This is a genomic window from Synechococcus sp. R50.1 (assembly GCF_047462115.1).
In the GTDB taxonomy this organism is placed as follows: domain Bacteria; phylum Cyanobacteriota; class Cyanobacteriia; order Thermostichales; family Thermostichaceae; genus Thermostichus.
In genome coordinates this window covers 1-25,410 of record NZ_JANSIN010000036.1, presented here as the reverse complement: position 1 = coordinate 25,410, position 25,410 = coordinate 1, and the positions used below count along the sequence as shown (strand labels likewise).

The window sequence follows — 25,410 nt, the reverse complement described above, 5'->3', positions numbered from 1 at the left end:
GGCCAGGAACTTCTTGAGTTTTCTCTATCTCGTCAGTGCTCTCTTTTGGCTCAAATGAAAGATCAACACAACCTAGGGGTGAGGGATGAAGTCACCCCTCGTCCTCCTCATCAGTGGTGAACCCCGGTCGGTACAGGTAGGGAGAGGAGGGACGGTTGGTTTTCTTAATTTGGTCTTTGATGGATTCCAGGTCGATGTAGCGATCCGCCAAGTTGATCAGTTGATCGCTGGTCATGGAACGCAGGCTAACCACCTCCACTCGCGCCCCTTGGTAGCTGACGGCATTGACCGCGTAGGCCAAGTCCCCATCACCGCTCACCAGCACAGCTGTCTCATACCAGCGCACCAGCGACAGCATATCCACGGCAATTTCCACATCCAGGTTGGCTCTCTTGGATCCATCGGGCAACTGGGTTAGCTCTTTGGTAACCACGCGGTAGCCATTGCGGCGCATCCAGAGCAAAAACCCCTGCTGCTTTTCGTTGTTGCGATCGACGCCGGTGTAGAAAAAAGAGCGCAAAAGGGGCGACCGACCACTCAGCGTCTTCAGCAGGCGGGTGTAGTCGATCTCAATGCCCAGTTGCAGAGCGGCATAGAACAGATTGGATCCGTCGATGAATATGGCCACACGCCCACGGTTGTCCTGCAAGGGATCCGCAGGCTGAAAGCCGGGATCAGGATCAAGACGCAGCATTCGGGTTTTCTTCTCCAAGTTTTGACAAAAGGGCAGAAAAAAGACGTGTTAAATGGGTTTAATCGCCAATACAGCTCTTTCCGGCAGCACTGACTACAGCTAATGCAGACGCCTCTCTTGTGCGATAGGGATCTTACTGCTTCCCAGAGTGATCTGCAGAATTCCCATGAAGTCGGAAAAAGCCGTAAAAGGCTGCCCCAAGCCTTGGGACACATGATTCACCCTAGCGCAGGAGAGACGATCCACGGAGAAGATTTCCAAAATCCTAAAGAAAAAATACCTACGATAAGGAGAGGCTTTGCGGATGGAGTGCAGGGATGGGCCGGTGCCTTACCGCTTTTCGAGCCCCTTGCACAGAGGGGTGCTGCGCAGCCGCTACAAGCGGTTTTTGGCCGATGTGGAGCTGGAAAACGGGCAACAGATCATCGCCCATTGCCCCAACACAGGGCCGATGAGTGGGGTCTGTCAGGTGGGGGCACCTGTGTACCTCTCCCATCACCCGGAGCCAAAACGGAAACTGGCCTACACCTGGGAGATGATCCAGGTGGATGGGGTATGGGTGGGGATCAACACCAGCTTGCCCAATCGCCTGGTGGACTGGGGGCTGGAGCGAGGGTGGTTTCCCCAGTTGGCAGGGTTTTCTCGCCGGCAACGGGAGGTGACCTGCGGCAGGAGCAAAATTGACTTTCTGCTGACAGGAGACTCTGGCTCGGCCTATTTGGAGGTGAAGAATACCACCTGGGCTGTGGGATCCCGCGCGCTGTTTCCCGATACGGTGACCACTCGCGGCCAAAAACACCTGGAAGATTTGATCGCGGTGCGCCAACAGGGTCAGCGTGCCCTGCTGCTGTACTGGATCAATCGCGCCGATTGCACCAAGTTTGCCCCCGGCGAAGAACGGGATCCCCGCTATGCCCGTCTGTTTCGTGAGGCCCTGCAAGCCGGAGTGGAGATGTTGCCCTATCGGGTCGAGGTTTCGCCGACAGGGATCCGCCCCTTGGGTTTGGCCAAAATCGTTGTCTAAGCACCCCAAAAGAAGGGGCAAGCTCTCTTGAAATGGCTGGGGATCGCCTATAATTCTGTTTTCTCCAGATTCTTCCATTTTCCAGGCATTTGAGGACCATGAGCGAACCTTCCTCCCGTCCTCATCACATTGTTCTCACCTCCCATCCCTCCCCTTATGGGACGCAAGCCCAGCCGATTCGCTGGGGATCCTTGGATCCACTGCAGCGGGGGCCGGTGGTGGGTAGCCTGACCAATCTTGCCCATCGCAATGTCATCGGCACCCATGCGGGAGCCTACGCTGTCTATCGGGCATTGGCTGTGGCCAGTGGCTCTTTGCAGGCGGATCACCGCGCCGATTTAACCAATACTGCCCCGGTGGTGTCGATTGGCCCTCACCCAAGCTGGGGAGATCCAGACCGGATTGTGTCTTTGGATCCCTGGGGAGCGGTTGTGGGAGAAGTCTTTGCCCCCCTCTATGCCCAGGGCTACGACATTCGTCCCACCATTGCCATTACCCAGGCCCACATCCACATGCCCGAACTGCAGGAGGCGGTCAACAAAGGGCGGTTGCGGGTGGATGGCCGGATCCTCAAAGACAATGGCAGCCTGGTGGTCACCAAAGCCGCAATCGAGCCGGTCTGGTACCTGCCGGGGATCGCCAAACGATTGCAGGTGAGCGAAAGCCTGCTGCGCCGCACCCTCTTCGAGCAGACGGGAGGCATGTTTCCAGAATTGGTGACTCGCCCAGACCTATCGGTGTTTTTGCCGCCCATCGGTGGCCAGACGGTGTACATCATCGGGCAAGTGGCCGCCATCACCGACCCGGCTTTGCCCCTGGCGGTGCGGGTTCACGACGAATGCAATGGTTCCGATGTGTTTGGCTCGGATATTTGCACCTGCCGCCCCTACCTGGTGCATGGCATTGAAGAATGCGTTAAGACGGCCCAAGCCGGTGGAGCCGGGGTGATCGTGTACCTGCGCAAAGAAGGCCGCGCCTTGGGAGAGGTGACCAAGTTTTTGGTCTACAACGCCCGCAAGCGCCAGGAAGGAGGGGATCGGGCTGATGCCTACTTCGCCCGTACCGAGTGTGTGGCAGGGGTGCAAGACATCCGGTTTCAGGAGTTGATGCCGGATGTGCTCCATTGGCTGGGCATAACCCGAATCGATCGCCTGATTTCCATGAGCGACCTCAAGTATCGAGCCATCACCAACTCCGGCATTGAGGTTCTGCAGCGGGTGCCCATCCCAGAAGAGCTGATCCCGGCGGATGCCCGTGTGGAGATCGAGGCCAAAAAAGCTGCCGGCTACTACACCGAGGGGGAGGTGCTGGATGCGGAGCGGCTGGCCCAAATCCGAGGAAGAGCCTTGGTGGAGTGAGCGGGATCCCTCATGCAAGTGGCCACCTGGAATGTCAACTCCATTCGCACCCGGCTGCCTCAGGTTTTGGCTTGGCTGGACAGCCAGGGATCCCTGGATGTGCTCTGCCTGCAGGAGACTAAGGTGGTGGATGAAGACTTTCCCCGGGCGGCCTTTCAGGAGCGGGGCTTTCATGTGGAGGTCTACGGGCAAAAGTCCTACAACGGTGTGGCTCTGATCAGCCGGGATCCCCCGGAAAAAGTGGAACGGGGGTTTGGTGCGCTGTTGCCTGCGGCGGCAGATTTGGATGAGCAAAAGCGGCTGATGAGCGCCATCTACCGCGGGATCCGTATTCTCAACCTTTATGTGCCCAACGGTTCTGAGGTGGGATCGGAAAAATATGCCTACAAATTGCGTTGGCTGGCCACACTGAAGGATTACCTCGCGGTTGCCCTGAGCCAAGGGGATCCCATCCTGCTCTGCGGGGACTTTAACATTGCCCTGGAAGATCGGGATATTTATGATCCCCAAAAAGCGGGAGAAATTATGGCTTCCGAACCGGAGCGACAAGCCCTGCGGGAGATCTTGGCTTTAGGGTTTGAGGATGCGTTTCGCAAGTTCACCCCCGATCCCGGCCATTTTAGCTGGTGGGACTATCGCTCGGGGGGGTTTCAAAGGAATCGCGGCTGGCGCATTGATCATCATTATCTGTCTCGTGAGCTACAGGAGAAAGCCACCGCTTGCTGGATCGATGTTGAGCCACGGCGGGCCGAAAAACCCAGCGATCATGCCCCTGTCATTGTTGCCCTGGATATTTAAGCGCCTTGTTATAGTCATTTCAAGCTAGGTTGAGACACTCCCCAAACGCTCCCTGCCACTGCCTTCACCCCTTCTCTCAGAGGAAGAGGGGAGCCAGGCGGAAATGTTTCATTCCTGTTTAAATGACCATAACAGCTCATACCAACCAGCCATCCAATTAAAATGGAGCGGCCTCTTCGAGAATTTTCAGCAGGTGTTGCCGCTGTTCTGAGCTGAGGACCTGTCGCATTTCCAGAACTGCCTCAAAACGTTTGGCATTTACTTCTTGGCTTAGCTGTTGTACCCGCTGAAATTGAGCTGCCACTTCTGACTCAGGGGCATCGCCGACCAGCAACTCCCGCAATCGACCGCGGGCTGCCCTCAACTCCAAAATGCGCTCCAACAACTCTTCCTGTTTGCGGTGGCGGATCTGCTGCAATTGCCGCAACTGCTCGTCGGAGAGGTTCAGCTCCCGCAAATTGCGAGCAAAGGGGCGGCGCAAATCCATCATTCGCAGGGGGCGGGGTTGGCCCATCACCGGTTCACCCAGGGATCCCAGGTAGAGTGGCAAAATGGGGATCCAAATCCAAGCATTTCTCATGGTTCTTTGCAGGCTTTTTCTAAGAATCTGACCAAGAATCTGACCAAGGTCTCAGAAGTCTCAGCGGTGTAATGGTCAATGAAGGGGGATATTCGTGAGGCTGATGGATTTAGGATCCCTCTGGATCGCGTTCTATCCACCAAGTTTCGGTTTCTGTTCCCTCTGGGCTCAGCAAGCTTCCCCAAGTGCTCACCAAAAAACTTTCTAGGGCTTCGGTCTCCTGGGCCACCACCTGTACCTGCCAGCGCTGATAGCCAATCCAGCCCAGCAAAGCGCCCGCCAAAAGGGAGATGCCAACCCAACGCCAAGGGTGCTTGAGCCGGCCATGAAGTGGATGAGTCGCCACAACTTGAAGGATCTGCTCCTCCAGCCCAGAGGCCGCAGGGGGAGGGAGGGGGCGATATTGACGCAAAAAGTGGCGCAGCCGCTCGTCTGCTAGGGGGTTGGGGTGCTCACTCATGGGGTAATGCCCTCCTGAAGTAGGTGTTGACGGATGGTGGCACGGGCGTGAAACAGCCGGGACTTCACCGTTCCCACCGGGATCCTTAAAATCTCGGCAATCTCTTTCTGGGGCAGGTCTTCCAAGTCGTGCAGAATCAGAACCATTCTGTGTTCGGGGCTGAGCTGGGCCATGCCTCGCTGTAGAGCCTGTTGGTAGTGCAAGTGCATCAGGTCGGGGCCAGGGTGAGCGATATCCGATCCGAGGGCCAGGTTTTGGGTTTGGGAGTGTTGCCGGGCGCAGCGCCGCCGCTGATCTGAGGCCACATTCCAACAGATGCGATACAGCCAAGTGGAAAACTGGGCCGAGCCGCGAAACCGAGGTAACCCTTTCCAGGCGCGAATAAACACTTCCTGAACCAGGTCATCCAAAAGATCGGCTCCACACAAGGGATAGAGGATATTCCGTACCGACTGCTGGTATTTGCGGTAGAGTTGGCGAAAGCTCTGGCTGTCGCCGTTGAGGCAGCGCTGGATCAGCTCCCAATCGGATGTATCCTTTGCCGCCTGCACAAGACCGGACTCCCTTGTTCTCGACCTTGCCTTGTCTGACTCTCAATGTCCCCGAAAGGTTCAAAGGATCCCTGCCTGCGATGGCCCTCCACTTCCCGCCAAGATACCGGCATCTTCTGATTGCCGTTTTCCCTCGAAGGATGCTCGCCAGCAGGTATTCCTCTTGCCTATTCGCACTTTCTCAATCCCAACTCTATTGGATTCTATCGGATCATCGACCTACAATTCCAATAACACCAAAAAAGGGAATGAAAAGCTAATCTTCATAGCTGCCTGGCCATGACCAAAACAACTCAAATAACCGATAAACCCGATCTGTTTGGATTCCTCTATCATCACCCGACGCTCACCCTTGCCATTCTGTTGGGGCCACCTCTCATTTGGTTGCTGGTCTTTTACTTGGGGCCGCTGCTGGCGCTGCTGCTGCAAAGTTTTTATCATCTGGATCCCTTTACCGGCCTGATCCTGAGAAAGTTTACTTTGGCCACCTATCGAGAGCTGCTCACTCCTGCCAGCGTGGATATCTTTGTCCGCAGCTTGACTATGGCTTTGGCAGTGACCCTAGCTGCAATTGTGTTGGCTTTTCCTCTGGCTTATACCATGGTCAGACTGGCCTCTCCTCGCTGGAAGGACTTTTTGTACTTGTTGGTGCTCCTACCGCTTTGGTCTAGTTATTTGATTCGGGTTTATGCCTGGAAGTTGATCCTGGCCAAAGAAGGGATCCTCACCTACCTACTCACCCATGTGGGCCTACAGGGCTGGGTGGAAAAGATTTTGCAGTTGCCCGGGATCGGTGGGCCATCGCTGGCTGTATCCAACTTGGGTATTTTCTTGGTGTTTCTCTATGTTTGGCTGCCCTATATGATTCTGCCGATCCAGGCGGCTTTGGAGCGAGTGCCCGATAGCTTAATTGAGGCTTCTGCAGATTTGGGGGCTCAGGGTTGGCAAACATTCCGCCATGTTATTCTCCCCCTCGCCTTGCCAGGGATCCTGGCCGGGTCGGTCTTTACCTTTTCCTTAATATTGGGAGATTTTGTGGTGCCCTATTCTCTGGGCAATTCCAGCTATTTTATCGGGCAGGCAGTTCTCACCTTCCAGGGCACCTCTGGCAACATTCCCTTGGCGGCAGCCTTCACGGTTGTGCCGATGGGGATCATGACCGTCTATCTGCTAGTGGCCAAGCGGCTGGGGGCTTTTGAATCGGTGAGCTGACCCGATCAAGGATTTTTCCAACACATGAGGAGCCAACTGAGCTAGGCTGGTAACTGTTAACGAATGTATCGGGCTGTCCCTATGGTGCTCTTTGGCTTTGGCAAACTTGGCAAGAAACTGTCCCTGCCCAAACCGGAAGAAGCCTTGCCGGGCCGGGCCGAGCCGATGGTGATCGTGAATCGGCATTTTGTCAACGGCAATCCGCTGCAGCCGCCTTTTCCTGAGGGCATGGAGCTGGCCTTGTTTGGCATGGGCTGCTTCTGGGGGGCAGAGCGCAGGTTTTGGCAGGTGCCAGGGGTGTTCAGCACGGCGGTGGGCTATGCCGGCGGGTTTACCCCCAACCCCACCTACGAAGAGGTCTGCACCGGCCTGACCGGCCACAACGAAGTGGTGCGGGTGGTTTACGACCCGGCTCAGGTCAGCTATGCCCAACTGCTGAAGGTGTTTTGGGAAAATCACGACCCTACCCAGGGGATGCGCCAGGGCAATGACGTGGGCACCCAATACCGCTCCGGCATCTATGTGTATTCTCCGGCGCAGCGGGAGCTGGCGGAAAAAACCCGCGATCTCTATCAGCAGGCCCTGACCGCCCACGGCTACGGCCAGATCACCACCGAGATCTTAGACGCGCCTGAGTTTTACTACGCCGAAGACTACCACCAGCAATATCTGGCCAAGAATCCGCGCGGCTACTGCGGCCTGGGGGGCACTAAGGTTTGTCTGCCAGAGATCCTCACCGAGCCCGTCTGATCCACACCCTGACGGATCAAAAGATCCGGCGGGAATGGGATCCCCGCTCCAGCAGCTCTTTGGCCACCAAGGTCACCACCGCCAGCAAAGAGAGCACCACCGCCGCCGCGTAGGCTGAGGCAGTGGCATAACTGCGGTAGGCATCTTCCACGAACAGGGGCAAGGTCTGGGTGCGGCCAATGATGTTGCCGGAAACCACAGCCACAGCGCCGAACTCCCCCATGGCGCGGGCATTGGTCAAGATGACGCCGTACAGAAGGCCCCAGCGGATGTTGGGCAGGGTGATTCTCCAAAAGATCTGCCAGGGGGTTGCCCCCAGCGTTTTGGCGGCTTCTTCCTGGTCGGTGCCTGCCTCCTCCAACACCGGCAACACTTCCCGCGCCACAAAAGGAAGGGTGATGAAAGCCGTTGCCAACACAATGCCCGGAAAGGCAAAGATAACCCTCCAGGATCCCAGCCAACCCTGACGCCCGAAGATGAGCACCAGCATTAGGCCGGCCACCACCGGGGAAATGGAAAAGGGCAAGTCGATCAGGCTCAGGAGCAGGGCCCGCCCCGGAAAACGCCGGTGGGCAATGGCCAAGGCGGCACAGAGGCCGAAAAAGGTATTGAGGGGCACAACGACCAGCGCCGTCAGCACCGTCAACCGCAGGGCACTGAGCAACTCCCGCTCCGTCAGGCGATGGAGAAAGGCTGGGATCCCTTCTCGAAACGCCTGATAGAAGATGTTCACCACCGGGATCCCCAGCAGCAGCGCGATGTAGAGCCCGACGATCCCGATCAACAGGCCCGACAGCCAAGGGTTTGTCGATGGCTCCGGCTTGACACCCGATACCCCCTTAGGTTTCATGGCGACTTCCCCAGGCTTGCAGAAGGTTAATTACCACCAGCGACAGGAAAGAGATCCCCAACATCACCGTTCCGATCACCGTTGCCCCGGCATAGTCGTGTTGTTCCAGCCGCTGAATCACCAGCACCGCCGCGATCAAATCCCGAAAGGGAATGCTGGAAGCGATGATCACCACAGAGCCGTATTCCCCAACGGCGCGGGAAAACCCCAGGGCCACCCCGGTGAGCACTGCCGGCAGAATCTGGGGCAGCACCACCCGTCGGAAGGTCTGAAAGCGGGAAGCCCCCAAACTCCAGGCTGCCTCTTCTACATCTTTCTCCAGCTCCTGCAACACCGGCTGCACCGTCCGCACCACAAAAGGAAAAGAAATAAACAGCATCGCCACACCCACCCCCAAGCGGGTAAAGGAGATGCGGATCCCAAAGGGGGCCAAAAGGGATCCCACCCAGCCGTTGCTGCTGTAAACCGTCGCCAAGGTGAGGCCGGCTACCGCAGTCGGCAGAGCAAAGGGCAGATCGATCAACCCCTCTAGGAGCTTTTTGCCGGGGAAGGCGTAGCGCACCAACACCCAAGCGGTCAAAGTGCCCATCACGCCGTTGATCAGAGCCGCCAGCAACGCGGTTACAAAAGTAACTTCATAGGCGGAGAGGGCCACGGGATCCGTCGCGATCCGCCAAAACTCTGCCCAGCCCACAGTGCTGGACTTGGCGATCAAGGCAGCCAGCGGCAGAACCAACATCAAGAAGAGATAGCCCAGGGTCAGCCGCCACGGCCAAGACAGTTGAGACAAAGCCTGCAGCAACGCTTCTCAAGCTCCCACCGGCATTGCGGTCATCTCGGTTTTTTTGACGGGAAAGGCTTTCACCACCTTGGGGCGCACATAGACCTGCTGCCCCACCTGCAGGGGTTGGTTGGCGTATTGCTCGCGGCTGAGATGGGCCCACAGGGATCCGCCGTCGCTCAGAACCAGCTCTGCCTGAATCTCCCGCCCCAGGTGAATGATCTCTTTCACCCAAGCAGAGACGCCGCTGCTACTGGGGTTAACTTCAATCTGCACATCGTGGGGGCGCAAAAAAAGCTGATGCGGGCCGGTCTGCACCTCGGGAAGCTGGCAGGAGAGTTGGGAACGGGGAGAAAGCTCGTTGACTGGGCCGACAAAGCTCATCACGAAGGGGGTGGCCGGATAGTCGTAGATTTCCGTCGGGGATCCCACCTGTTCGATCCGCCCCTGGTTCATCACCACGATCTGATCCGCCACCTCCATGGCTTCCTCTTGATCATGGGTTACAAATACCGTTGTCACATGCACCTCATCGTGCAGGCGCCGCAACCACTTGCGCAGCTCTTTGCGGACTTTGGCATCCAGGGCCCCAAAGGGCTCATCCAACAGCAACACCTGCGGCTCCACCGCCAAAGCGCGGGCTAGGGCCACCCGCTGCCGCTGCCCCCCAGAGAGTTGAGAGGGGTAGCGATCCCCGAACCCCGATAGCTGCACCAGCTCCAGCAGCTCATCCACCCGTGCCCGAATCTCGGCCCGTGAAGCCTTGCGGATCTCCAAGCCAAAGGCGATGTTCTGCCGCACCGTCATGTGCTTGAACAGGGCATAGTGCTGAAAAACAAAACCAATGTTGCGCTCCTGGACGCTGGCATGGGTAGCATCCCGCCCGGTGAGGGAAATCCGCCCCGTATCCGGCTTTTCTAGGCCGGCAATGAGACGCAGCAGGGTGGATTTGCCAGAACCCGACGGCCCCAACAAGGCCACCAGGGATCCCGTAGGAATGGTGAGATCGGTGGGGTGAAGGGCCTGAAACTCGCCAAAACGCTTCGATACCCCTTCGATGGTGATACCCATAGGTTCTGCCTAGCTAGTGGTTTGCCTGAGAAGTTGCTGGATCGGTTGCCGGCTGAGTCTTCTTGAGAGGGTGAGGGCAGTTAAACTCGCGGCTAATCTACGGTAAACCTGTCAACAAACCGTTGATACAGCTCCCAGGATAACTTGAACGGGGATCCAAAACAAGGGAGACTCCCTACCCAAATCCGTTGGAGTGCTTCGCGTGTAGCAGGGGTGGTGCGTCAATCGGCAGAGCCAGGGATCCCTGCCCATTCCGGCTGAACGGGCCGCTGCCAGCGTTCCCACCACGCCGAGGAAGATTCTGCCGGGCTGCTGTCATGGCTACTGTTGGCAGGGCTTTCTGGGGATAGGGGTTGGGCCTGCTGCGTTAGCCAACTGAGGGGGGCAGGGATCAGGCAACTGGGGTGGAGAGGGCGCAGATCGCGGTAGTGGCTGCTGCGAATGGCCAGGATCTCCTGCTGAATGATGTCTGGGGGTTCTCCCAATTCCAGCAACACATGGCTGCACAGACCCAAGCTGGCCTCGAATTCGGGATGGACAACTTCTCTGGCCCCCAACTGATAGAGCTGTTCGATGTCTTCCTTGTCGGTAGCTCGCACCACCACATCCAATCGCGGCGCCAACTCCAGAGCTCGTTTTAGGCAGAGGCGGATGCTCATGCGATCCGGCAGGGCAATGACCAGAGCGCGGGCCTGGGGCAGGCAAGCTTTCTCCAGCACCAAGGCGCTGGCGGCATTCCCATACAAGTAAGGGATCCCACGGGAACGCAGGTGTTGGATCACCCGTTCTGACTGATCGATAACCAAGAGGGGGTGACGACGGGCTTCCAGAATGCGCACAATATCTTGCCCCACCTGCCCATAGCCGCACACCACCACATGCCCCTGTTGAGGAGCCTCAGGGGCCAGAGCACGAGGCCGCTCGCCCAATTCCAACCAACGGGCCAAGAAGGGGATCCCGTGTAGCCCGGAAAACAGTCGAGGAGCGCCCCTCAGCAGAAAGGGGGTGAGCAGAAGGGTAACGGCTGTAGTGCTGACAATCAACAAATAGATCTGTCGCGACACCAACCCCAACGCCTGCCCCTCGCTGGCCAGCACAAAGGAAAATTCGCCGATTTGCGATAAGCCCAGCCCCACCACCACCGCTGCCGGCAGAGCGTAGCCAAACAGCCGCGTCAAAGGAGCCACGATGCAAAACTTGCCCACCATCACCAGCCCCACCAGCCCCAGGATCAGCAACAGATGGCCGAGGATAAAGCTGGGATCGATGAGCATGCCGATGGCCGCAAAAAAGAGAGCGGCAAACACATCCCGCAAAGGCTCCACATAGTCCAGGGTTTGGTCGGCGTATTCCACCTCCGAGATCATCAGCCCGGCAATGAAGGCCCCAATCTCGCTGGAAATGCCCAGCCGCTCCGTCAACAGGGCAATCCCCACGCAGAGGCTGATCACCCCCAGCAGAAACACCTCTTTGCTCTCCTGCTGAGCCAGCAGACGCAGGAAACCGGGAACCAGCCAAATCCCGCCTACCACCGCCCCCAGCCCCACCAAGCCGATTTCTGCCAAGGCCCTGGCCAGGGATCCCGCCAGCTCCGGCAAGGGACAATCCAAAGCCGGCAACACCGCCAGCATCAGCCCCACTGCCAAGTCCTGCACAATCAGGATCCCCAACATGGCTTGGGCTTGGGGAGTGTCCATCTGGTTGGTCTCGGTGAGGCTTTTGAGCACCACCGCCGTGGAAGACAAGGAGAGTACGGCCCCTAAAAAGATCCCTTGCACCGGCGTCAACCAGCCGCTGACCACTGCCAGCACCGCCGTGATCAAAATCGTCAGGCTGATTTGCAAAATGCCGCCGCCAATGGCGATCCCCCGCACTTTGCGCAATTCTTTCAGGGAAAACTCCACCCCCAAGGTGAACAGCAAAAAGGTCACCCCAAATTGAGCCAGGGTTTCCACCTGAACCAACTCTTTGATCCACCCCAGCCCGGTGGGCCCCACTAAGATCCCGGCTAATAAGTAGCCCAGCAACACCGGCTGCCTCAGCAGTGAGGCCAAAAATCCACCCGCTGCCGCTGCCGCCAATACCGTCACAATGTCCAAAATCAGACGAAAGTCTTCCTGCACAGGGCACTCACCGAGGAATGTGAACTTTTGTAGCCAATCCTGAGGATTCTTCCACGATAATGCTTCCTCTGGCATCTCGGACAGAGCGAAGAACTCGGCTTCAAGCTCTGCACCCTGCTGCCCCCGAGGATCCCGGCTGGCCCAGCCCGGATTCAGATCCAGCCTGGATTCAGAGGAAGCTGGACGGAAACTCAGTGGAAATTTTTGTTAAAAGTTGCTGACAACACCCCAAAACCGTAGCTTATAATACAGAATGTAGATAGAAATCGTTCATCCTCTCGCGTGCTGGGCGGCTCATCATGGGTAGAGCGACATCGCAGCCAGAGGACGGAAGTAGGGAGAGATCCCGAAGGAACGCGCCTCAACTCTTCTGGTAACCGTGGGGCTTCTCTTGGGAGAAGGCGAACGGATGAAAACTCAACTCATTGGAGGCGAAGATCATGGCACTCTTTTACCGTGGCGTCGATTACACCCCCTCTTCTGCAACTGCAGCGGTTTCTCCCGGCAAAGTGGGGGGTCGTTACCGGGGGCTGGACTGGCGGTTCCGCCATCTGACCAAGCCGGTGGTTTTGCCCACCAACCTTGACCTGCTCTATCGAGGTGTGGCTTATCATCCCAAGGCGGTCGAAGGATCGGCTCAACCCGTTCAGACGGCAGAGGCATCTGCCCCGGCGGCTGCTGCTGGCCGTTCTCACCTCTTGGACGACCTGTCTCGCCGCTTGATGATGAGCCATCAACGTTTGATTCGGATTCGTCAGCAATCCATGCTGATCCGCGGTACAGAGCAGATTGGCCTGCATGTCAACGTGCGCAACTTCTGGAACCGCATCCAAGGAAAAGTGCATCCCACCTTCCGGCTCAACTACGACCGTAGCCGTGTTAGCATGAGCTAATCTGTCTGTAACTGTTGATGCTCTGGCCTGAGCTCAAAGAGAAGGGATCCCTGCTGGGGATCCCTTTTTGCGGCGAGTTTTGTTGGGTCGATGGGCAGCGCGGGATGCTTCAACGTTGGCACGAGGTGCTGTTGACCAAAAGCAGCCAAGTTGCTCAAGGGATCCACAGTTTGGGAGTGCCGTTTGCTCAGAAAAAACGGGATCCCTGATGGGATCCCGCTGCAGAATCAGCCACACCGCTTAGGCGTCGAAGTAAAGGGCGAACTCGTAGGGGTGAGGCCGCAGATTGATGGGGTTGATCTCGTTGTCGATCTTGTACTCGATGTAGGTCTGGATCAGATCTTCGGTGAAGACGCCTCCCTCCAGCAAGAAGGCATGATCCTTCTGCAAGCTTTCCAGAGCATCCAGCAGGGATCCAGGCGTGGAAGGGATCTTGGCCAGCTCTTCCGGCTCCAGATCGTAGATATCTTTGTCCAAGGGCTCGCCGGGGTGGATCTTATTCTTGATCCCGTCCAGACCTGCCATCAACATGGCCGAGAAGGCGATGTAGGGATTGCAGGTGGCATCCGGGCAGCGGAACTCCAGACGCTTGGCTTTGGGATTGTTGCCGGTCACGGGAATGCGAATGGCGGCGGAACGGTTGCCCTGGGAGTAAGCCAGGTTCACCGGCGCCTCAAAACCGGGCACCAAGCGCTTGTAGGAGTTGGTGGTGGGGTTGGTGAAGGCCAGGATCGCCGGGGCATGCTTGAGCAGACCACCGATGTAGTAGAGAGCCGTCTCGCTCAGGTTGGCATAGGTGCCTTCGCTATAGAACAAAGGCTGGCCATCCTTCCAGAGGGACTGGTGGGTGTGCATGCCGGTGCCGTTGTCGTTAAACAGGGGCTTGGGCATGAAGGTGACGGTTTTGCCGTGCTTGCGGGCCACATTCCGGATCACGTATTTGTAAACCATCATGTAGTCGGCAGCCGTGATCAGATCGGCGAAGCGATAGCCCAGCTCCCCTTGCCCGCCGGTAGCCACCTCGTGGTGATGCTTCTCGATAGGCACCCCCAGCTTGCCCATGGTCAGCAGCATCTCGGTACGGATGTTTTGATGGGCATCGGTGGGCGGGGCCGGGAAATAGCCCTCTTTGTAGCGAGGCTTGTAGCCCAGGTTGCCGCCTTTCTCCTCGCGGCCCGAGTTCCAGCGACCTTCGATGGAATCCACGAAGTAGTAGGCCGAGTTTTGGGTTTGGTCGAAACGAACATCCTCAAAGATGAAAAACTCTGCCTCCGGCCCGAAGTAGGCGGTATCGGCAATGCCCGTCGATTGCAGATAGGCAACGGCACGGGCGGCAAGGCTGCGGGGACAACGGCTATAAGGCTGGCCGGTGCGCGGCTCAACAATGCTGCAAGTTATGCTGAGGGTGGGCACCTCCAGAAAGGGATCAATCCAAGCCGTCTTGGGATCCGGCACCATGTACATGTCAGACTCGTTGATCGCTTTCCAGCCCCGGATGCTGGATCCGTCAAAGGGGAGCCCCTCGGTGAAGGTTTCTTCTTTAATCATCGAGGTGTGGAAGGAAACATGCTGCCAGGTGCCAAAGATATCCACAAACTTGAGATCCACCATCTGGACGTTGTTGTCCTGGATCATCTGAAGCACTTCTTGGGGCGTGGATGCCATTACTCTCTCCTGATTGGGTTGCGGTTAAGACTGGGGGAACTGTGGCTGAATAAATGGGATCCCAGCAGGTGATCCCCACGCTTCGACCCAGACAGGCCAAAAACGCTCACTCATCCTAGAAAGGCCAACACGGGCATTTTGTAGTTTCTGATACAAAATTGCTTCGAGCCTGGCCTTCTGACCCACTTGCTGGCTATCTCGGACACCGCTTTTTCGCTCATCGGAGTCGCTCCCCTTTCCCTGTTGGTTTTGGTCAGTCCAGATGGGGTGTTGGGGATCCAGAACTTGAGCAATGGCCGCCACCCTGCCAACCTCTGGGCAGAAATAACCGGATGGGGCGGGCAAAACCCTGCCCCGGTTGCCTGAGGCGAGCGAAAATTAGGATCAGCAGGCCCCCAGCTCGCCCGGTTTGCCAAAGGGTGTTAAGCTAAAGCGTAGTCGTTATGAGTTTGACTTTTAGTCCTGTTGCAGAAGGAGAGACATCGGATGGCAGAGCAAAATCGGGTTGAGAATGTGGTGATCATCGGCTCCGGCCCTGCCGGGTTTACAGCAGCCATTTACGCTGGGCGTGCCAACCTGAAGCCGGTCGTGTTCGAGGGGTTCCAGGCGGGCGGGATCCCTGGCGGGCAACTGATGACCACCACCGAGGTGGAAAACTTTCCGGGCTTTCCCGAAGGCATCACCGGCCCCCAACTGATGAAGAACATGCGAGCCCAAGCGCAGCGGTGGGGGGCGGAACTCTACACTGAAGATGTCACCTTCGTCGATTTAAGCCAGCGGCCCTTTGTCGTCCGTTCTGACGAGCGGGAATTGCGCACCCACAGCCTGATCATCGCCACCGGGGCCACAGCCAAGCGCCTACACCTGCCCGGAGAGGAGACCTATTGGAACCGGGGCATGTCGGCCTGTGCGATCTGCGATGGGGCTATGCCTATGTTCAGAGGGGTGGAACTGGTGGTCATTGGCGGCGGCGATACTGCTTGTGAGGAAGCCACCTACCTGACCAAGTTTGGATCCCATGTGCATATGCTGGTGCGGAGTGACAAAATGCGGGCCAGCAAGGCCATGCAGGATCGTGTTCTCAACAACCCCAAGATCACTGTGCACTGGAACACCGAGGCGGTGGAAGTGATGGGCGACGGCCTGCGCCTGACCGGGGTGAAAGTGCGGAACAACCAAACCGGCGAAATACGCGAGATGTCAGTGGGTGGCCTATTTTATGCCATTGGCCACAAGCCCAACACCGACTTGTTCAAAGGACAACTGGAACTGGATGAAGTCGGCTACATCGTCACCCGCCCGGGATCCGTGGCCACCAGTGTGGAGGGGGTGTTTGCCGCCGGCGACGTGCAGGATCACGAGTTTCGTCAGGCGATTACCGCTGCCGGCACTGGCTGTATGGCGGCCATGTTGGCAGAGCGCTGGCTCTCGGAACACGGCTTGGCCCAGGAGTATCACGTCCTTCCCCAAAGCCATCCTGAACCCAGCCCTGCTGCGACTTCTGCGGCAGAGTCTGCTGGGGATCCTGCTGTTGAGGAGGCCAGCTTTGAGGAAAATGGACAGGATGACTTAGACTTCAGCAAGACTTGCCATGAGGGGAGCTATGCCCTGCGGCGACTCTACCACGAAAGCGATCGCCTGCTCATGGTCAAGTACACCGCCCCCACCTGTGCCCCTTGTCATGCCCTCAAGCCGATCTTGAACAAGATCATCGATGAGTTCTCGGACAAGCTGCACGTGGTGGAGATCGATATTGAGAAAGATCCGGAGATTGCAGAGGCAGGGGGGGTGGCGGGCACCCCGACGGTGCAATTTTTCAAAAACAAGACGCTGGTGGCCCAGTTGGTGGGCGTTAAGCCCAAGTCCCAATATCGAGAGGTGATCCAGGCCAATTTGTGTGAGGAAAAATCCCCCTAAGGATGTTGTCCTCTCCAACCTCTGGCCCCTCTCCCCAAGGGAGAAGGGAGCTGGGCGCAGAAAACGGTTTCCCAACCGAGGCTCAGCTAGTCCGAAAAGGCACCGTGGTAGGCGGCCTGCATGGCTGCCAAAGACACCACCAGTAAGGGATCCTCTTCTGCCGTCCTTAAGAGCAGGGGATCCGCAGGGGATCCCACCTCTCCCAAAAGCTGCCACTGGCCGGCAAGCTGCGCTTCTAAGTAGGCTTCCCAAGCAGAGCGCTGGGCCGGATCCACAGAAACCAGGATGCGGCTGGATCCCTCGCCAAACAGGGCCTGATCCCAGCGCAAGGATCCAGGAGCCAGGGAGAGGGTTGCGCCGCGGCCTCCGCTCAAGCAGGCTTCTGCCAAAGCCACAGCCAATCCCCCCTCGCTGCAGTCGTGGGCAGAGCGCACCCAGCCCTGGCGGATTCCATGGCGACAGGCAGCTTGCACCCGCTTTTCCAATTCCAGATCCACTGGCGCGGGCCGGCCCGTAACTTGCTGGTGGATGACCGCCAAATACTCGCTGCCCCCCAAGCTGGTGAGGGCCTGGGATCCCAGGAGGTAAATGAGATCCCCTTCTTGCTGCCACCCCTGGCCACAGATGCATTTCAAGTCGGGAATAAGACCCACCATGCCAATGACAGGGGTAGGGTAGATAGCCTGCGATCCCTGGGGGGTGAGGGTCTCGTTGTAGAGAGAAACGTTTCCCCCCGTTACCGGCGTACCGAGGGCACGGCAGGCATCTCCAATCCCCCGACAGGCCAGGGCCAGCTGCCAGTACACCACCGGGTTTTCGGGATTGCCAAAGTTAAGGTTATCGGTAACAGCTAGGGGATCGGCCCCCACACAGGTGAGGTTGCGGGCAGCTTCCGCCACGGCTGCCTTGGCCCCCTCGTAGGGATCCAAATACACCCAGCGGCCATTGCCATCCAGGGTGGCAGCGATGGCCTTGCGGGAAGCTCGCAGGGGCGGCACCTCGCCCACGCCAAACTTTTGGGAACGGATGCGGATAACCGCCGCATCTCCCTGACCCGGCCAAAGGACGGTGTTGTTTTGCACCTGGTGGTCGTATTGGCGATAGATCCAAGCTTTGCTGGCCAGGGTGGGGCTGGCCAAAAGCTGCAGCAGCACCTCTTTCCATGCCAGCGTTGCCTGAGCGAGGTGGATCCCCTGGCAATCACAAGGGGGTAGAGTGGCGGGATCCCATTGCCACGCTGCCTGCACGTAGGCTGGCGGCTCTGGCAACACCGGACGGACATAGACGGGGGTGTCTTCGGCCAAAGCCCGCGCCGGCACCTGCACCACGCAGGATCCCTGGTGCCAGATCTCCACCAGCGGCTCGGCAATGACTTCCCCGGCCACACTAGCTTGCAAACCCCAGCGGTGGAAGATCTCCATCACCTCCGCCTCGCGGCCTTTTTGCACCACCAGCAGCATCCGCTCCTGGGATTCCGAGAGCAGGTATTCCCAGGCAGCCATGCCGCTTTCCCGCGCCGGCACCCGATCCAGATCCAGCCGGATGCCTACCCCTCCCTTGGCGGCCATTTCCGAAGTGGAGCAGGTGAGGCCAGCCGCCCCCATGTCTTGGGCCGCCACCACGGCTCCCGTGGCAAAAGCTTCTAGACAGGCCTCGATGAGACATTTGCCCAGGAAGGGATCCCCCACCTGCACCGCCGGCAGATCCCGTTGGGAGTGCTCCCCAAGTGAGGACTCCGTCCCGCTGACGCGAACGGCGCTGGCAAAGCTGGCCCCGCGGATCCCATCCCGCCCTGTAGTGGAGCCTACATACAAAACGGGATTTCCCACCCCTTGGGCTGCAGATTTGACAACCGTAGGGGTCTCCAGCAGCCCCAAGGCCATCACGTTCACCAGAGGATTGCCCGTGTAGCAGGGATCCACGGCCACCTCGCCGCCTACGGTGGGCACCCCAACACAGTTGCCGTAGTGGGCAATGCCCTCCACCACCCTGGCCATCAAGCGGCGGTTGCGGGGATCGGTCAGCGGCCCAAAGCGCAGCGAGTTGAGGAGGGCAATGGGACGGGCGCCCAGGGTAAAGATATCCCGCAGGATCCCTCCCACACCTGTGGCCGCCCCCTGAAAGGGCTCCACCGCTGAAGGATGGTTGTGGGACTCGATCTTAAAAGCCAGCCAATCCCCCTCCCCCAAATCCACCACCCCGGCATTTTCCCCCGGCCCCACCACCACCCGCTCTCCGGTGGTGGGAAAGTTTTTCAGCAGAGGGCGGGAGTTCTTGTAGCAGCAGTGCTCCGACCACATCACCCCAAACATGGCCAGCTCCGTGGGGTTGGGATCCCGTCCCAGCTGCTGCTGGATCTTCTGGTATTCGTCTGGGGAAAGGCCGTGGGCCTTTAAGTCTTCGAGGGTATACATCGCCTATAGCCATTAGGTCAGCAGCCCAGGGCCCAGGAGACGGGCCTGCCGCTCTTCCAGTATGCGGCTTAAGGGGGGCCACCGCTTCAAGTCGGGGTCAAGGGCCAGGAGCTGTTCTGCCGCTTGGCGGGCCAGGTGCAGCACCTCTTGATCGTCCATGAGGCTGGCCAGGGCAAAATCCGGCAGCCCCGACTGGCGGGTACCCATCACTTCCCCCGGCCCCCGGAAGCGCAGATCCATCTCGGCAATGAAAAACCCGTCGTGGGATTGCTCCAGCACCTTCAGCCGCCGCAGAGCATCTTCTCCTTTGGATCCCGTCATCAAGATGCAATAGGCTTGGTCGGATCCCCGTCCCACCCGTCCCCGCAGTTGGTGCAGTTGGGAGAGCCCGAAGCGCTCTGCGTGCTCCACCAGCATCACCGAGGCGTTGGGCACATCCACCCCCACTTCCACCACCGTGGTGGAAACCAGAATATCCAGCTCCCGACGGCGGAAAGCTTCGATGACTGTCTCCTTCTCGCTGCTGGTCATGCGCCCGTGCAGCAAGCCCACCCGGAACTGAGGGAAGACTTTTTCCTGCAGACGCTGGTGTTCCTCAATGGCGGATTTCAGATCCAGCTTCTCCGACTCCTCAATGAGAGGCAGCACCACGTAAGCCTGCCGCCCTTGGGCAATTTCCCGCTCCATCAGCCGCACCACTTGTAGGCGATCTCCAGGTCGAGCCACCACCGTATGCACGGGCTTGCGCCCCGGGGGCAACTCGTCAATCTGGGTAACATCCAGATCCCCATGCAGGGCCAGGGTGAGGGTGCGGGGGATGGGGGTGGCGGTCATGGTGAGCACATCGGGGTGATCCCCTTTTTGTTGCAGGGCGGCCCGCTGCTCTACTCCAAAGCGGTGCTGCTCGTCGATGATGACCAGCCCCAGGTTGCGAAACTGTACCGCCGGCTGGATTAAAGCATGCGTGCCCACCACCAAGGGCAATTCCCCAGTCTGCAACTGCCGCAAGATCTCCCGGCGTTTGGCGGGAGGGGTGGAGCCGGTCAACAGTTCGACGGGCACCTGTAGCTGGCTTAGCCATTCCACCAACTTGCGGTAGTGTTGCTCGGCCAAGACCTCGGTGGGAGCCATCAGGGCCGTTTGCCAGCCGGATTGAATGGCTGCCAGCAAAGCCGCCACCGCCACCACGGTTTTGCCGGATCCCACATCCCCTTGGAGCAGGCGGTTCATGGGCAAGGGATCCCGCAAGTCCGCCAGGATCTCGTCAATGGCCCGCTGCTGGGCAGCCGTGAGCTGAAAGGGCAGGATTTGATAGAAGCGATCCAATAGCTCCCCTCGAGCCGGCTGGTAGCGGGGCACGGCCTGGGCTTGGGTGCGGTAGCGCTGCCGCCGCTGCAAGAGGCCCAATTGCAGGTAGAAGAACTCGTCAAACACCAACCTTCGCCGCGCTTGGGCCAGACATTCTGCCGTCTCGGGAAAATGAATCTGCTGCAGCGCCGTGGGCAGATCCAACAGGTGAAACTGCTGTTTTAAGTCGGGGGGCAAGGGATCCTCCACCAACGCCGCCGCCGGCAGGGCCAGTTGCACCGCCTTGCGCACCAGATCGGCGGGGATCCCTTCCGAGAGAGGGTAGACGGGCAGGATCTTGCCAACCCCAGAACTGTCCTGCAGGCTGCCCTCGCTGGCCAGTACTTCAATTTGGGGGTTGTCCAACGTCAGGCCCAGCCTACCCTTTTTCACCAAGCCACTGGCAGCCACCACCGCTCCCTTGGGGTATTGCCGCTCCAGAGAAGCTTGCCAACTGCGCTGGGCAAACTGCCGCCCGCTGTAGAAGCGGCTGAGGGTGAGGGTGCCGCTCTTGTCGGCGATTTTCAAGTTAAAGATGGTCAGGGTGGGGTTTTTGGGGCTGGTGAAGCAGGTGCAGCTTTTAACCGTCCCCACCAGAGTCACGGTTTCTCCCACCTTGGCCTGGCGGATGAGCACCTGCTGGGAGTAGTCCAGGTGATCCCGGGGAAAGTAGTACAGGGCATCCCGCACGGTGTGCAGGCCCAGTTGTGCCAGCTTTTCCGCCGACTTGGGGCCAATGCCTTTGAGAAATTGCAGCGGCTGCTCCAGGCTAAGGCTGGCGGGGAGAGGCGGGGAAATGGGGCTCTGGGAACCCCACCGCTGTTGCGACGAGGCCGCCAGCGGGCTAGGTGGGTGGGAACGAGGGCTCCGCCCCGTTGGTGCGAACGGTTGGGGCTGCTCTTGCTGACGTCGGACTCGCTCCAGCCAGCGGCGAGTTTCGGCCACCAGGTGCTGGCGTTCGGGCAGCTCCAGCTCCGGGTACAAGGTATAGCGGGATCCCAGTTCTCGCCACCGCCGCCGGTCATCTCCATCCAGCACCCAGTCGGAGGGGGGATCCTGTCCAAACACGCTCCCCACAAACTGAGAGAAGGTCTGCTCTCGCCCCTGGAGATTGGTAAACCCCAACTCTGCTTCCAGAGAAAGGGCGCGCTGGAGCCGCTGTAGATCCACCTGCGTCAAGTTGCTTGGCTGCCGGGAATACTCCTTATCAATTCAACTTTAGCCAACAACGGCAGTACAGCCGAACAAGCACAACAGCGCAAGCCACACTCTCCATGTCTTGATAGAGAAAAGAGCCTGCCTTGTTACTCCGCAACGCTGTCGCGACGGGGCAGGCCAAAGGGATCCCTGGGGATGAGGGGGCTTCAGCTACGGGCCAAGGCGGATCCCAAAAGCAGAGCCATCACTGCCGGAACCAAGGCAATCGCCAGGATGGTGAAAACTTGCGCGTCCGTCATAGCCAACTCCCTAACAGTGGAATTGCACAAAAGTCAGCCCCCTCACTCTACCGTAGCTTGAGGGGTAGCCCTGACATCGAGAAGAAAAGCTCAACATTCTTTACAAAGCAGCCCCTGTCCATCTCGGTTGACCCCAAGTATAAAAGCCGGGGCCTGCACTGCTGGTTTGCGGGTCATGCTACGATGTTGCTTCGCAACGCTGTTGCGACGGCGAAGCAGTCCTTGCCCATTCCTCCTGCGAAGTTCGGTCTTGGCGTCATCATGGTAGCTGCTCCACAAAGTCTGACCACCTCACGGGATAGCTTGGCCATCCTGGCGGAAACGGATCCCTTGGTTTACCGCCTGATCCAGCAAGAGCTCAACCGACAGCGGGATCACCTGGAGATGATCGCCAGCGAGAACTTCACCTCTCCTGCTGTCTTGGCCGCCCAAGGCTCGGTGCTCACCAACAAGTATGCGGAAGGGTTGCCCGGCAAGCGCTACTACGGCGGCTGCGAGTTTATCGACGAGATTGAGCAGTTGGCCATCGACCGCGCCAAGCAACTGTTTGGGGCGGCTCACGCCAACGTGCAACCCCACTCCGGGGCGCAGGCCAATTTCGCTGTTTTCCTGGCCCTGCTGCAGCCAGGAGACACAATTATGGGCATGGATCTGGCCCACGGCGGCCACCTCACCCACGGCTCGCCGGTGAATGTCTCCGGCAAATGGTTCCAGGTGGTGCATTACGGGGTGGATCCCCAAACGGAGCGGATCGATTTCGATCAAGTGCGGGATCTGGCTTTGCAGCATCGGCCTAAGCTGATCATCTGCGGCTACTCCGCCTACCCGCGGGCAATCGACTTTGCTGCTTTCCGCACCATTGCCGATGAGGTGGGAGCTTATCTGCTGGCCGACATTGCCCATATTGCCGGCCTGGTGGCCACCGGACACCACCCCAACCCGGTGCCCCTCTGCGATGTGGTGACCACCACCACCCACAAGACGTTGCGCGGGCCGCGTGGAGGGCTCATTCTCACCCGCGACCCAGAGCTGGGCAAAAAGCTGGACAAGGCGGTGTTCCCCGGCAGTCAAGGGGGGCCGCTGGAGCATGTCATTGCCGGCAAGGCGGTGGCCTTTGGGGAAGCCCTGCAGCCCGGCTTCGCCCAGTACTCGGCGCAGGTGATCGCCAATGCTCAGGCCCTGGCGGGATCCCTGCAACGGCGGGGCATTCGGCTGGTTTCCGGGGGCACAGACAACCACCTGATGCTGCTGGATCTGCGCTCGGTTTCGGCGGTGCTGGAAAAAGTGGGGGCGGCGGATCCGGTGATGACAGGCAAACGGGCGGATCGGCTAATGGACGAGATCCATATCACCGCCAACAAAAACACCATTCCCTTCGACCCACAGCCGCCTTTCGTGGCCAGCGGACTGCGCCTGGGATCCCCGGCCTTGACCACCCGCGGCCTGGGGCCGGTAGAATTTGAAGAAATTGGGGAGATCATCGCCGATTGTCTGTTTCAGCCTGAGGAGCCTGCTGTGTTGGAAGAGTGTCGCCAGCGGGTGGCTCAGCTCTGTCGTCGTTTCCCTCTCTACCCCCACTTGGGATAACCGCAATCCTCGCCACGGCTTGCTATGCCCTACTTGGTTGCCTTTCTGGCTGCTGCCTGTGTGGTTCTGTGGGCAACCCCAATGGTGAAGGCAGTCGGGATCCGCAGTGGCCAGTTGGATTTTCCCGATGAGCGCAAGATCCACCGGCAGCCGATGGTACGCCTGGGGGGGGTTTCCATCTTTTTTGGGAACTTGGTGGCCCTGCTGTTGCTCTGGGGAGCCGGAGCTTTTGGGGGCTTGCGCACCGAGCAGGAGTACGAGATTTGGGGGGTGACGATCGGTGGGGTTTTGTTTTTTTTGATTGGCCTGGCGGACGACCTGTTTCACCTGTCGCCTTTTTCCCGCTTGTTGATGCAATTCGGCGTGGCTGCTGCCGCTTGGGGAGTAGGGGTGCGCATTGAGTTCATCAGTCTGCCCGGGAGAGGGATCTGGCCCTTTCCGGTGTGGTTGAGCCTGCTGATTACCCTGTTCTGGCTGGTGGGGATGGCCAACGCCATCAACTTCATGGACGGGCTGGATGGGCTGGCGGCAGGGGTGTCGGGAATTGCGGCAGTGGTGATGCTGATCGTAACCCTGCTGCTGGATCGACCGGCGGCGGCCATGCTGGCGGCGGCCTTGGCGGGGGCTTGCCTGGGGTTTTTGCGCTACAACTTCAACCCAGCGCAGATCTTCATGGGGGATGGGGGGGCCTATTTTTTGGGCTTTACCCTGGCTGGGATTGGGGTGATCGGGGTGGCCAAGGGGGTGACCACGCTGGCAGTGGCTCTGCCTTTCTTTATCTTGGCGGTGCCGATCCTGGATATGTCCACCGTAATCCTCAAGCGGCTGGCCAGGGGGAAGTCGCCTTTCCATCCCGACAAAGGCCACTTGCACCACCGCTTGCTCAAAGCCGGCCTATCCCATCGGCATTCAGTGCTGCTGATCTATGCCATGACCCTTTGGGGGGGATCCCTGGCTTTGGCTTTGGCGGGCTTGCCGGCAGGAGGCACCTACCTGGGCGGGGCCTCGCTGGTGCTGGGGGGGGTGGCCTGGGGGGCTTGGCAACGGCATCGCCAACGGCGACGAGCTTTGCCCTCGGAGGACAGGCCCGAACAGGGATATGTTGCTTCGCGCCATCACGACCAGGAATGTCAAGAAGATTGAGCCGGGCTTGTTCTCCATCGCTCGCCTGCCTAGACTGGAGGCGCTCTATATTTGTTGCTTTTTGTTTTGTTGTTTTTTGTTTAGCTCTGTGTTGCCTCATGCGCCCCACACCTGAGTTGGCGGCTCTCCTGCGCCGCACCGCGGATCGTATCCAATCCCAACACTGGGGCTTCTGGGACTGGGAGTACTGCTGGCGGGACAGCACCCGCTGCAATTGCGGCCTGTTGGTGCGAGAAGCCCTGGGCTGGGATCGGCAGCAACTCAGCCTGCGCATCCACCGCGGCACCTGGCGCTCCATCGCCCAAACCGCCTACCGAACTGTTGCCCTGGCCTTGAGGGATCCCTGGCAACCGGAAGGGCGCTGCGAGTCCACGGGCCTACGGCTGGGGTACGTGTTTGAGAAAATGGCAGAGCTGGGGTTTGACCAACCGGAAGACTTTGCCGCCCTGGAAGAGCTGAGCCACCCCGTCATCCTGGCCCGCCTGGCAGAAAAAGGTGTGGAGCCGGTACAGCGCGACCAGGCGATCCATGTGGCGCTCTACATGCGGGAACTGGCGGACTGGATTGACGAACAACTGCAGGCCCAGGCTCAGATCAGCCGCTTGAGCCAACCTTTGCCCAAAGCAACAGGGATCCCCGTCCACCAGTCGGTGCGCCTTAGGTCGTGTTGATCTTATGTTAGGATAGAGAGAATAATTTATAGAGGAAAGAGGATGAAGTTGGTTTTTTTAGATG

At 58.9% G+C, this 25,410-nt stretch carries 24 protein-coding genes and 1 riboswitch; of the genes, 12 read left to right on the top strand and 12 right to left on the bottom strand.

Annotation, left to right across the window (positions count from 1 at the left end; genetic code table 11):
* Positions 1-91: 91 nt before the first annotated feature.
* Positions 92-694 carry an NYN domain-containing protein gene (locus NW870_RS09615; protein WP_414356551.1) on the bottom strand — a complete coding sequence of 201 codons (603 nt, stop codon included), beginning with the start codon at positions 692-694 and terminating at the stop codon, positions 92-94.
* A 304-nt stretch (positions 695-998) separates the two neighbouring features.
* Here NW870_RS09615 and sfsA point away from each other — a divergent pair, with 304 nt between their 5' ends.
* From sfsA to xth, 3 genes are all read left to right on the top strand, one after another.
* The gene (sfsA, locus tag NW870_RS09610; protein ID WP_414375047.1) at positions 999-1,718 is read left to right on the top strand and encodes a DNA/RNA nuclease SfsA; all 720 of its coding nucleotides are present in this window, start codon (positions 999-1,001) and stop codon (positions 1,716-1,718) included.
* A gap of 98 nt (positions 1,719-1,816) precedes the next feature.
* Positions 1,817-3,076 carry a GTP cyclohydrolase II gene (locus tag NW870_RS09605; RefSeq protein ID WP_414343949.1) on the top strand — a complete coding sequence of 420 codons (1,260 nt, stop codon included), beginning with the start codon at positions 1,817-1,819 and terminating at the stop codon, positions 3,074-3,076.
* 12 nt (positions 3,077-3,088) lie between these two features.
* A complete protein-coding gene (gene xth, locus NW870_RS09600) occupies positions 3,089-3,874 on the top strand; it encodes an exodeoxyribonuclease III (protein ID WP_414330217.1) in 786 nt (261 codons plus the stop codon).
* 157 nt (positions 3,875-4,031) lie between these two features.
* Here xth and NW870_RS09595 read toward each other — a convergent pair whose 3' ends face one another.
* The 3 genes from NW870_RS09595 to NW870_RS09585 form a co-directional block, all read right to left on the bottom strand.
* The gene (locus NW870_RS09595; RefSeq protein WP_414343944.1) at positions 4,032-4,454 is read right to left on the bottom strand and encodes a Spy/CpxP family protein refolding chaperone; all 423 of its coding nucleotides are present in this window, start codon (positions 4,452-4,454) and stop codon (positions 4,032-4,034) included.
* A gap of 109 nt (positions 4,455-4,563) precedes the next feature.
* A complete protein-coding gene (locus NW870_RS09590) occupies positions 4,564-4,914 on the bottom strand; it encodes a hypothetical protein (protein WP_414343942.1) in 351 nt (116 codons plus the stop codon).
* Positions 4,911-5,465, bottom strand: coding sequence for a sigma-70 family RNA polymerase sigma factor (locus NW870_RS09585; RefSeq protein WP_414375045.1), 555 nt, complete (start codon positions 5,463-5,465; stop codon positions 4,911-4,913). Before NW870_RS09585 ends, NW870_RS09590 begins: the two co-directional genes overlap by 4 nt.
* 279 nt (positions 5,466-5,744) lie before the next feature.
* Between NW870_RS09585 and NW870_RS09580 the strand changes: the two genes are divergently transcribed.
* Positions 5,745-6,677: an ABC transporter permease gene (locus NW870_RS09580; RefSeq protein WP_414375043.1), complete on the top strand. Its 933-nt coding sequence runs from the start codon at positions 5,745-5,747 to the stop codon at positions 6,675-6,677.
* An 81-nt stretch (positions 6,678-6,758) separates the two neighbouring features.
* Positions 6,759-7,427: a peptide-methionine (S)-S-oxide reductase MsrA gene (gene msrA / locus NW870_RS09575; protein WP_414375041.1), complete on the top strand. Its 669-nt coding sequence runs from the start codon at positions 6,759-6,761 to the stop codon at positions 7,425-7,427.
* A 16-nt stretch (positions 7,428-7,443) separates the two neighbouring features.
* Here the strand turns inward: msrA and cysW are convergent, their stop codons facing one another.
* The 4 genes from cysW to NW870_RS09555 form a co-directional block, all read right to left on the bottom strand.
* Positions 7,444-8,277 carry a sulfate ABC transporter permease subunit CysW gene (cysW, locus tag NW870_RS09570; RefSeq protein ID WP_414375039.1) on the bottom strand — a complete coding sequence of 278 codons (834 nt, stop codon included), beginning with the start codon at positions 8,275-8,277 and terminating at the stop codon, positions 7,444-7,446.
* Positions 8,267-9,079: a sulfate ABC transporter permease subunit CysT gene (gene cysT / locus NW870_RS09565; protein ID WP_414375037.1), complete on the bottom strand. Its 813-nt coding sequence runs from the start codon at positions 9,077-9,079 to the stop codon at positions 8,267-8,269. The genes cysW and cysT overlap by 11 nt, the downstream gene beginning before the upstream one ends.
* A gap of 6 nt (positions 9,080-9,085) precedes the next feature.
* The gene (locus tag NW870_RS09560) at positions 9,086-10,129 is read right to left on the bottom strand and encodes a sulfate/molybdate ABC transporter ATP-binding protein (RefSeq protein WP_414375035.1); all 1,044 of its coding nucleotides are present in this window, start codon (positions 10,127-10,129) and stop codon (positions 9,086-9,088) included.
* Between the two features lie 221 nt (positions 10,130-10,350).
* A complete protein-coding gene (locus NW870_RS09555; RefSeq protein ID WP_414375034.1) occupies positions 10,351-12,252 on the bottom strand; it encodes a cation:proton antiporter in 1,902 nt (633 codons plus the stop codon).
* Between the two features lie 265 nt (positions 12,253-12,517).
* A riboswitch (Glutamine riboswitch) is annotated at positions 12,518-12,613 on the top strand.
* Positions 12,614-12,692: 79 nt separating this feature from the next.
* Here NW870_RS09555 and NW870_RS09550 point away from each other — a divergent pair.
* Both NW870_RS09550 and NW870_RS09545 read left to right on the top strand, forming a co-directional pair.
* Positions 12,693-13,145, top strand: a complete 453-nt coding sequence (locus NW870_RS09550) for a DUF4278 domain-containing protein (RefSeq protein WP_414375032.1) — start codon at positions 12,693-12,695, stop codon at positions 13,143-13,145.
* A 17-nt stretch (positions 13,146-13,162) separates the two neighbouring features.
* A complete protein-coding gene (locus NW870_RS09545; protein WP_414356532.1) occupies positions 13,163-13,354 on the top strand; it encodes a hypothetical protein in 192 nt (63 codons plus the stop codon).
* Positions 13,355-13,385: 31 nt separating this feature from the next.
* Here NW870_RS09545 and glnA read toward each other — a convergent pair whose 3' ends face one another.
* A complete protein-coding gene (glnA, locus tag NW870_RS09540; RefSeq protein WP_414356530.1) occupies positions 13,386-14,810 on the bottom strand; it encodes a type I glutamate--ammonia ligase in 1,425 nt (474 codons plus the stop codon).
* 186 nt (positions 14,811-14,996) lie between these two features.
* Between glnA and NW870_RS09535 the strand changes: the two genes are divergently transcribed.
* Together NW870_RS09535 and trxB are read left to right on the top strand one after the other, a co-directional pair.
* Positions 14,997-15,176, top strand: coding sequence for a hypothetical protein (locus tag NW870_RS09535; RefSeq protein ID WP_414375030.1), 180 nt, complete (start codon positions 14,997-14,999; stop codon positions 15,174-15,176).
* A gap of 120 nt (positions 15,177-15,296) precedes the next feature.
* Entirely contained in the window at positions 15,297-16,727 is a 1,431-nt protein-coding gene (trxB, locus tag NW870_RS09530; RefSeq protein WP_414356527.1) for a thioredoxin-disulfide reductase, read from the top strand.
* Positions 16,728-16,813: 86 nt separating this feature from the next.
* On the opposite strand, the gene purL is transcribed toward trxB, so the two are convergent.
* From purL to psaM, 3 genes are all read right to left on the bottom strand, one after another.
* Positions 16,814-19,141, bottom strand: a complete 2,328-nt coding sequence (gene purL / locus NW870_RS09525) for a phosphoribosylformylglycinamidine synthase subunit PurL (RefSeq protein WP_414356526.1) — start codon at positions 19,139-19,141, stop codon at positions 16,814-16,816.
* A 12-nt stretch (positions 19,142-19,153) separates the two neighbouring features.
* Positions 19,154-21,658, bottom strand: coding sequence for an ATP-dependent DNA helicase RecG (gene recG, locus NW870_RS09520; RefSeq protein ID WP_414375049.1), 2,505 nt, complete (start codon positions 21,656-21,658; stop codon positions 19,154-19,156).
* Positions 21,659-21,852: 194 nt separating this feature from the next.
* Positions 21,853-21,945: a photosystem I reaction center subunit XII gene (gene psaM, locus NW870_RS09515; RefSeq protein ID WP_011434349.1), complete on the bottom strand. Its 93-nt coding sequence runs from the start codon at positions 21,943-21,945 to the stop codon at positions 21,853-21,855.
* A gap of 261 nt (positions 21,946-22,206) precedes the next feature.
* Between psaM and glyA the strand changes: the two genes are divergently transcribed.
* The 3 genes from glyA (at position 22,207) to NW870_RS09500 (ending at position 25,346) form a co-directional block, all read left to right on the top strand.
* The gene (glyA, locus tag NW870_RS09510; protein ID WP_414375048.1) at positions 22,207-23,532 is read left to right on the top strand and encodes a serine hydroxymethyltransferase; all 1,326 of its coding nucleotides are present in this window, start codon (positions 22,207-22,209) and stop codon (positions 23,530-23,532) included.
* 24 nt (positions 23,533-23,556) lie between these two features.
* Positions 23,557-24,675: a glycosyltransferase family 4 protein gene (locus tag NW870_RS09505; RefSeq protein WP_414375029.1), complete on the top strand. Its 1,119-nt coding sequence runs from the start codon at positions 23,557-23,559 to the stop codon at positions 24,673-24,675.
* 98 nt (positions 24,676-24,773) lie between these two features.
* Complete coding sequence (locus tag NW870_RS09500; protein WP_414375027.1) at positions 24,774-25,346, top strand: hypothetical protein; 573 nt, start codon at positions 24,774-24,776, stop codon at positions 25,344-25,346.
* Positions 25,347-25,410 lie beyond the last annotated feature (64 nt).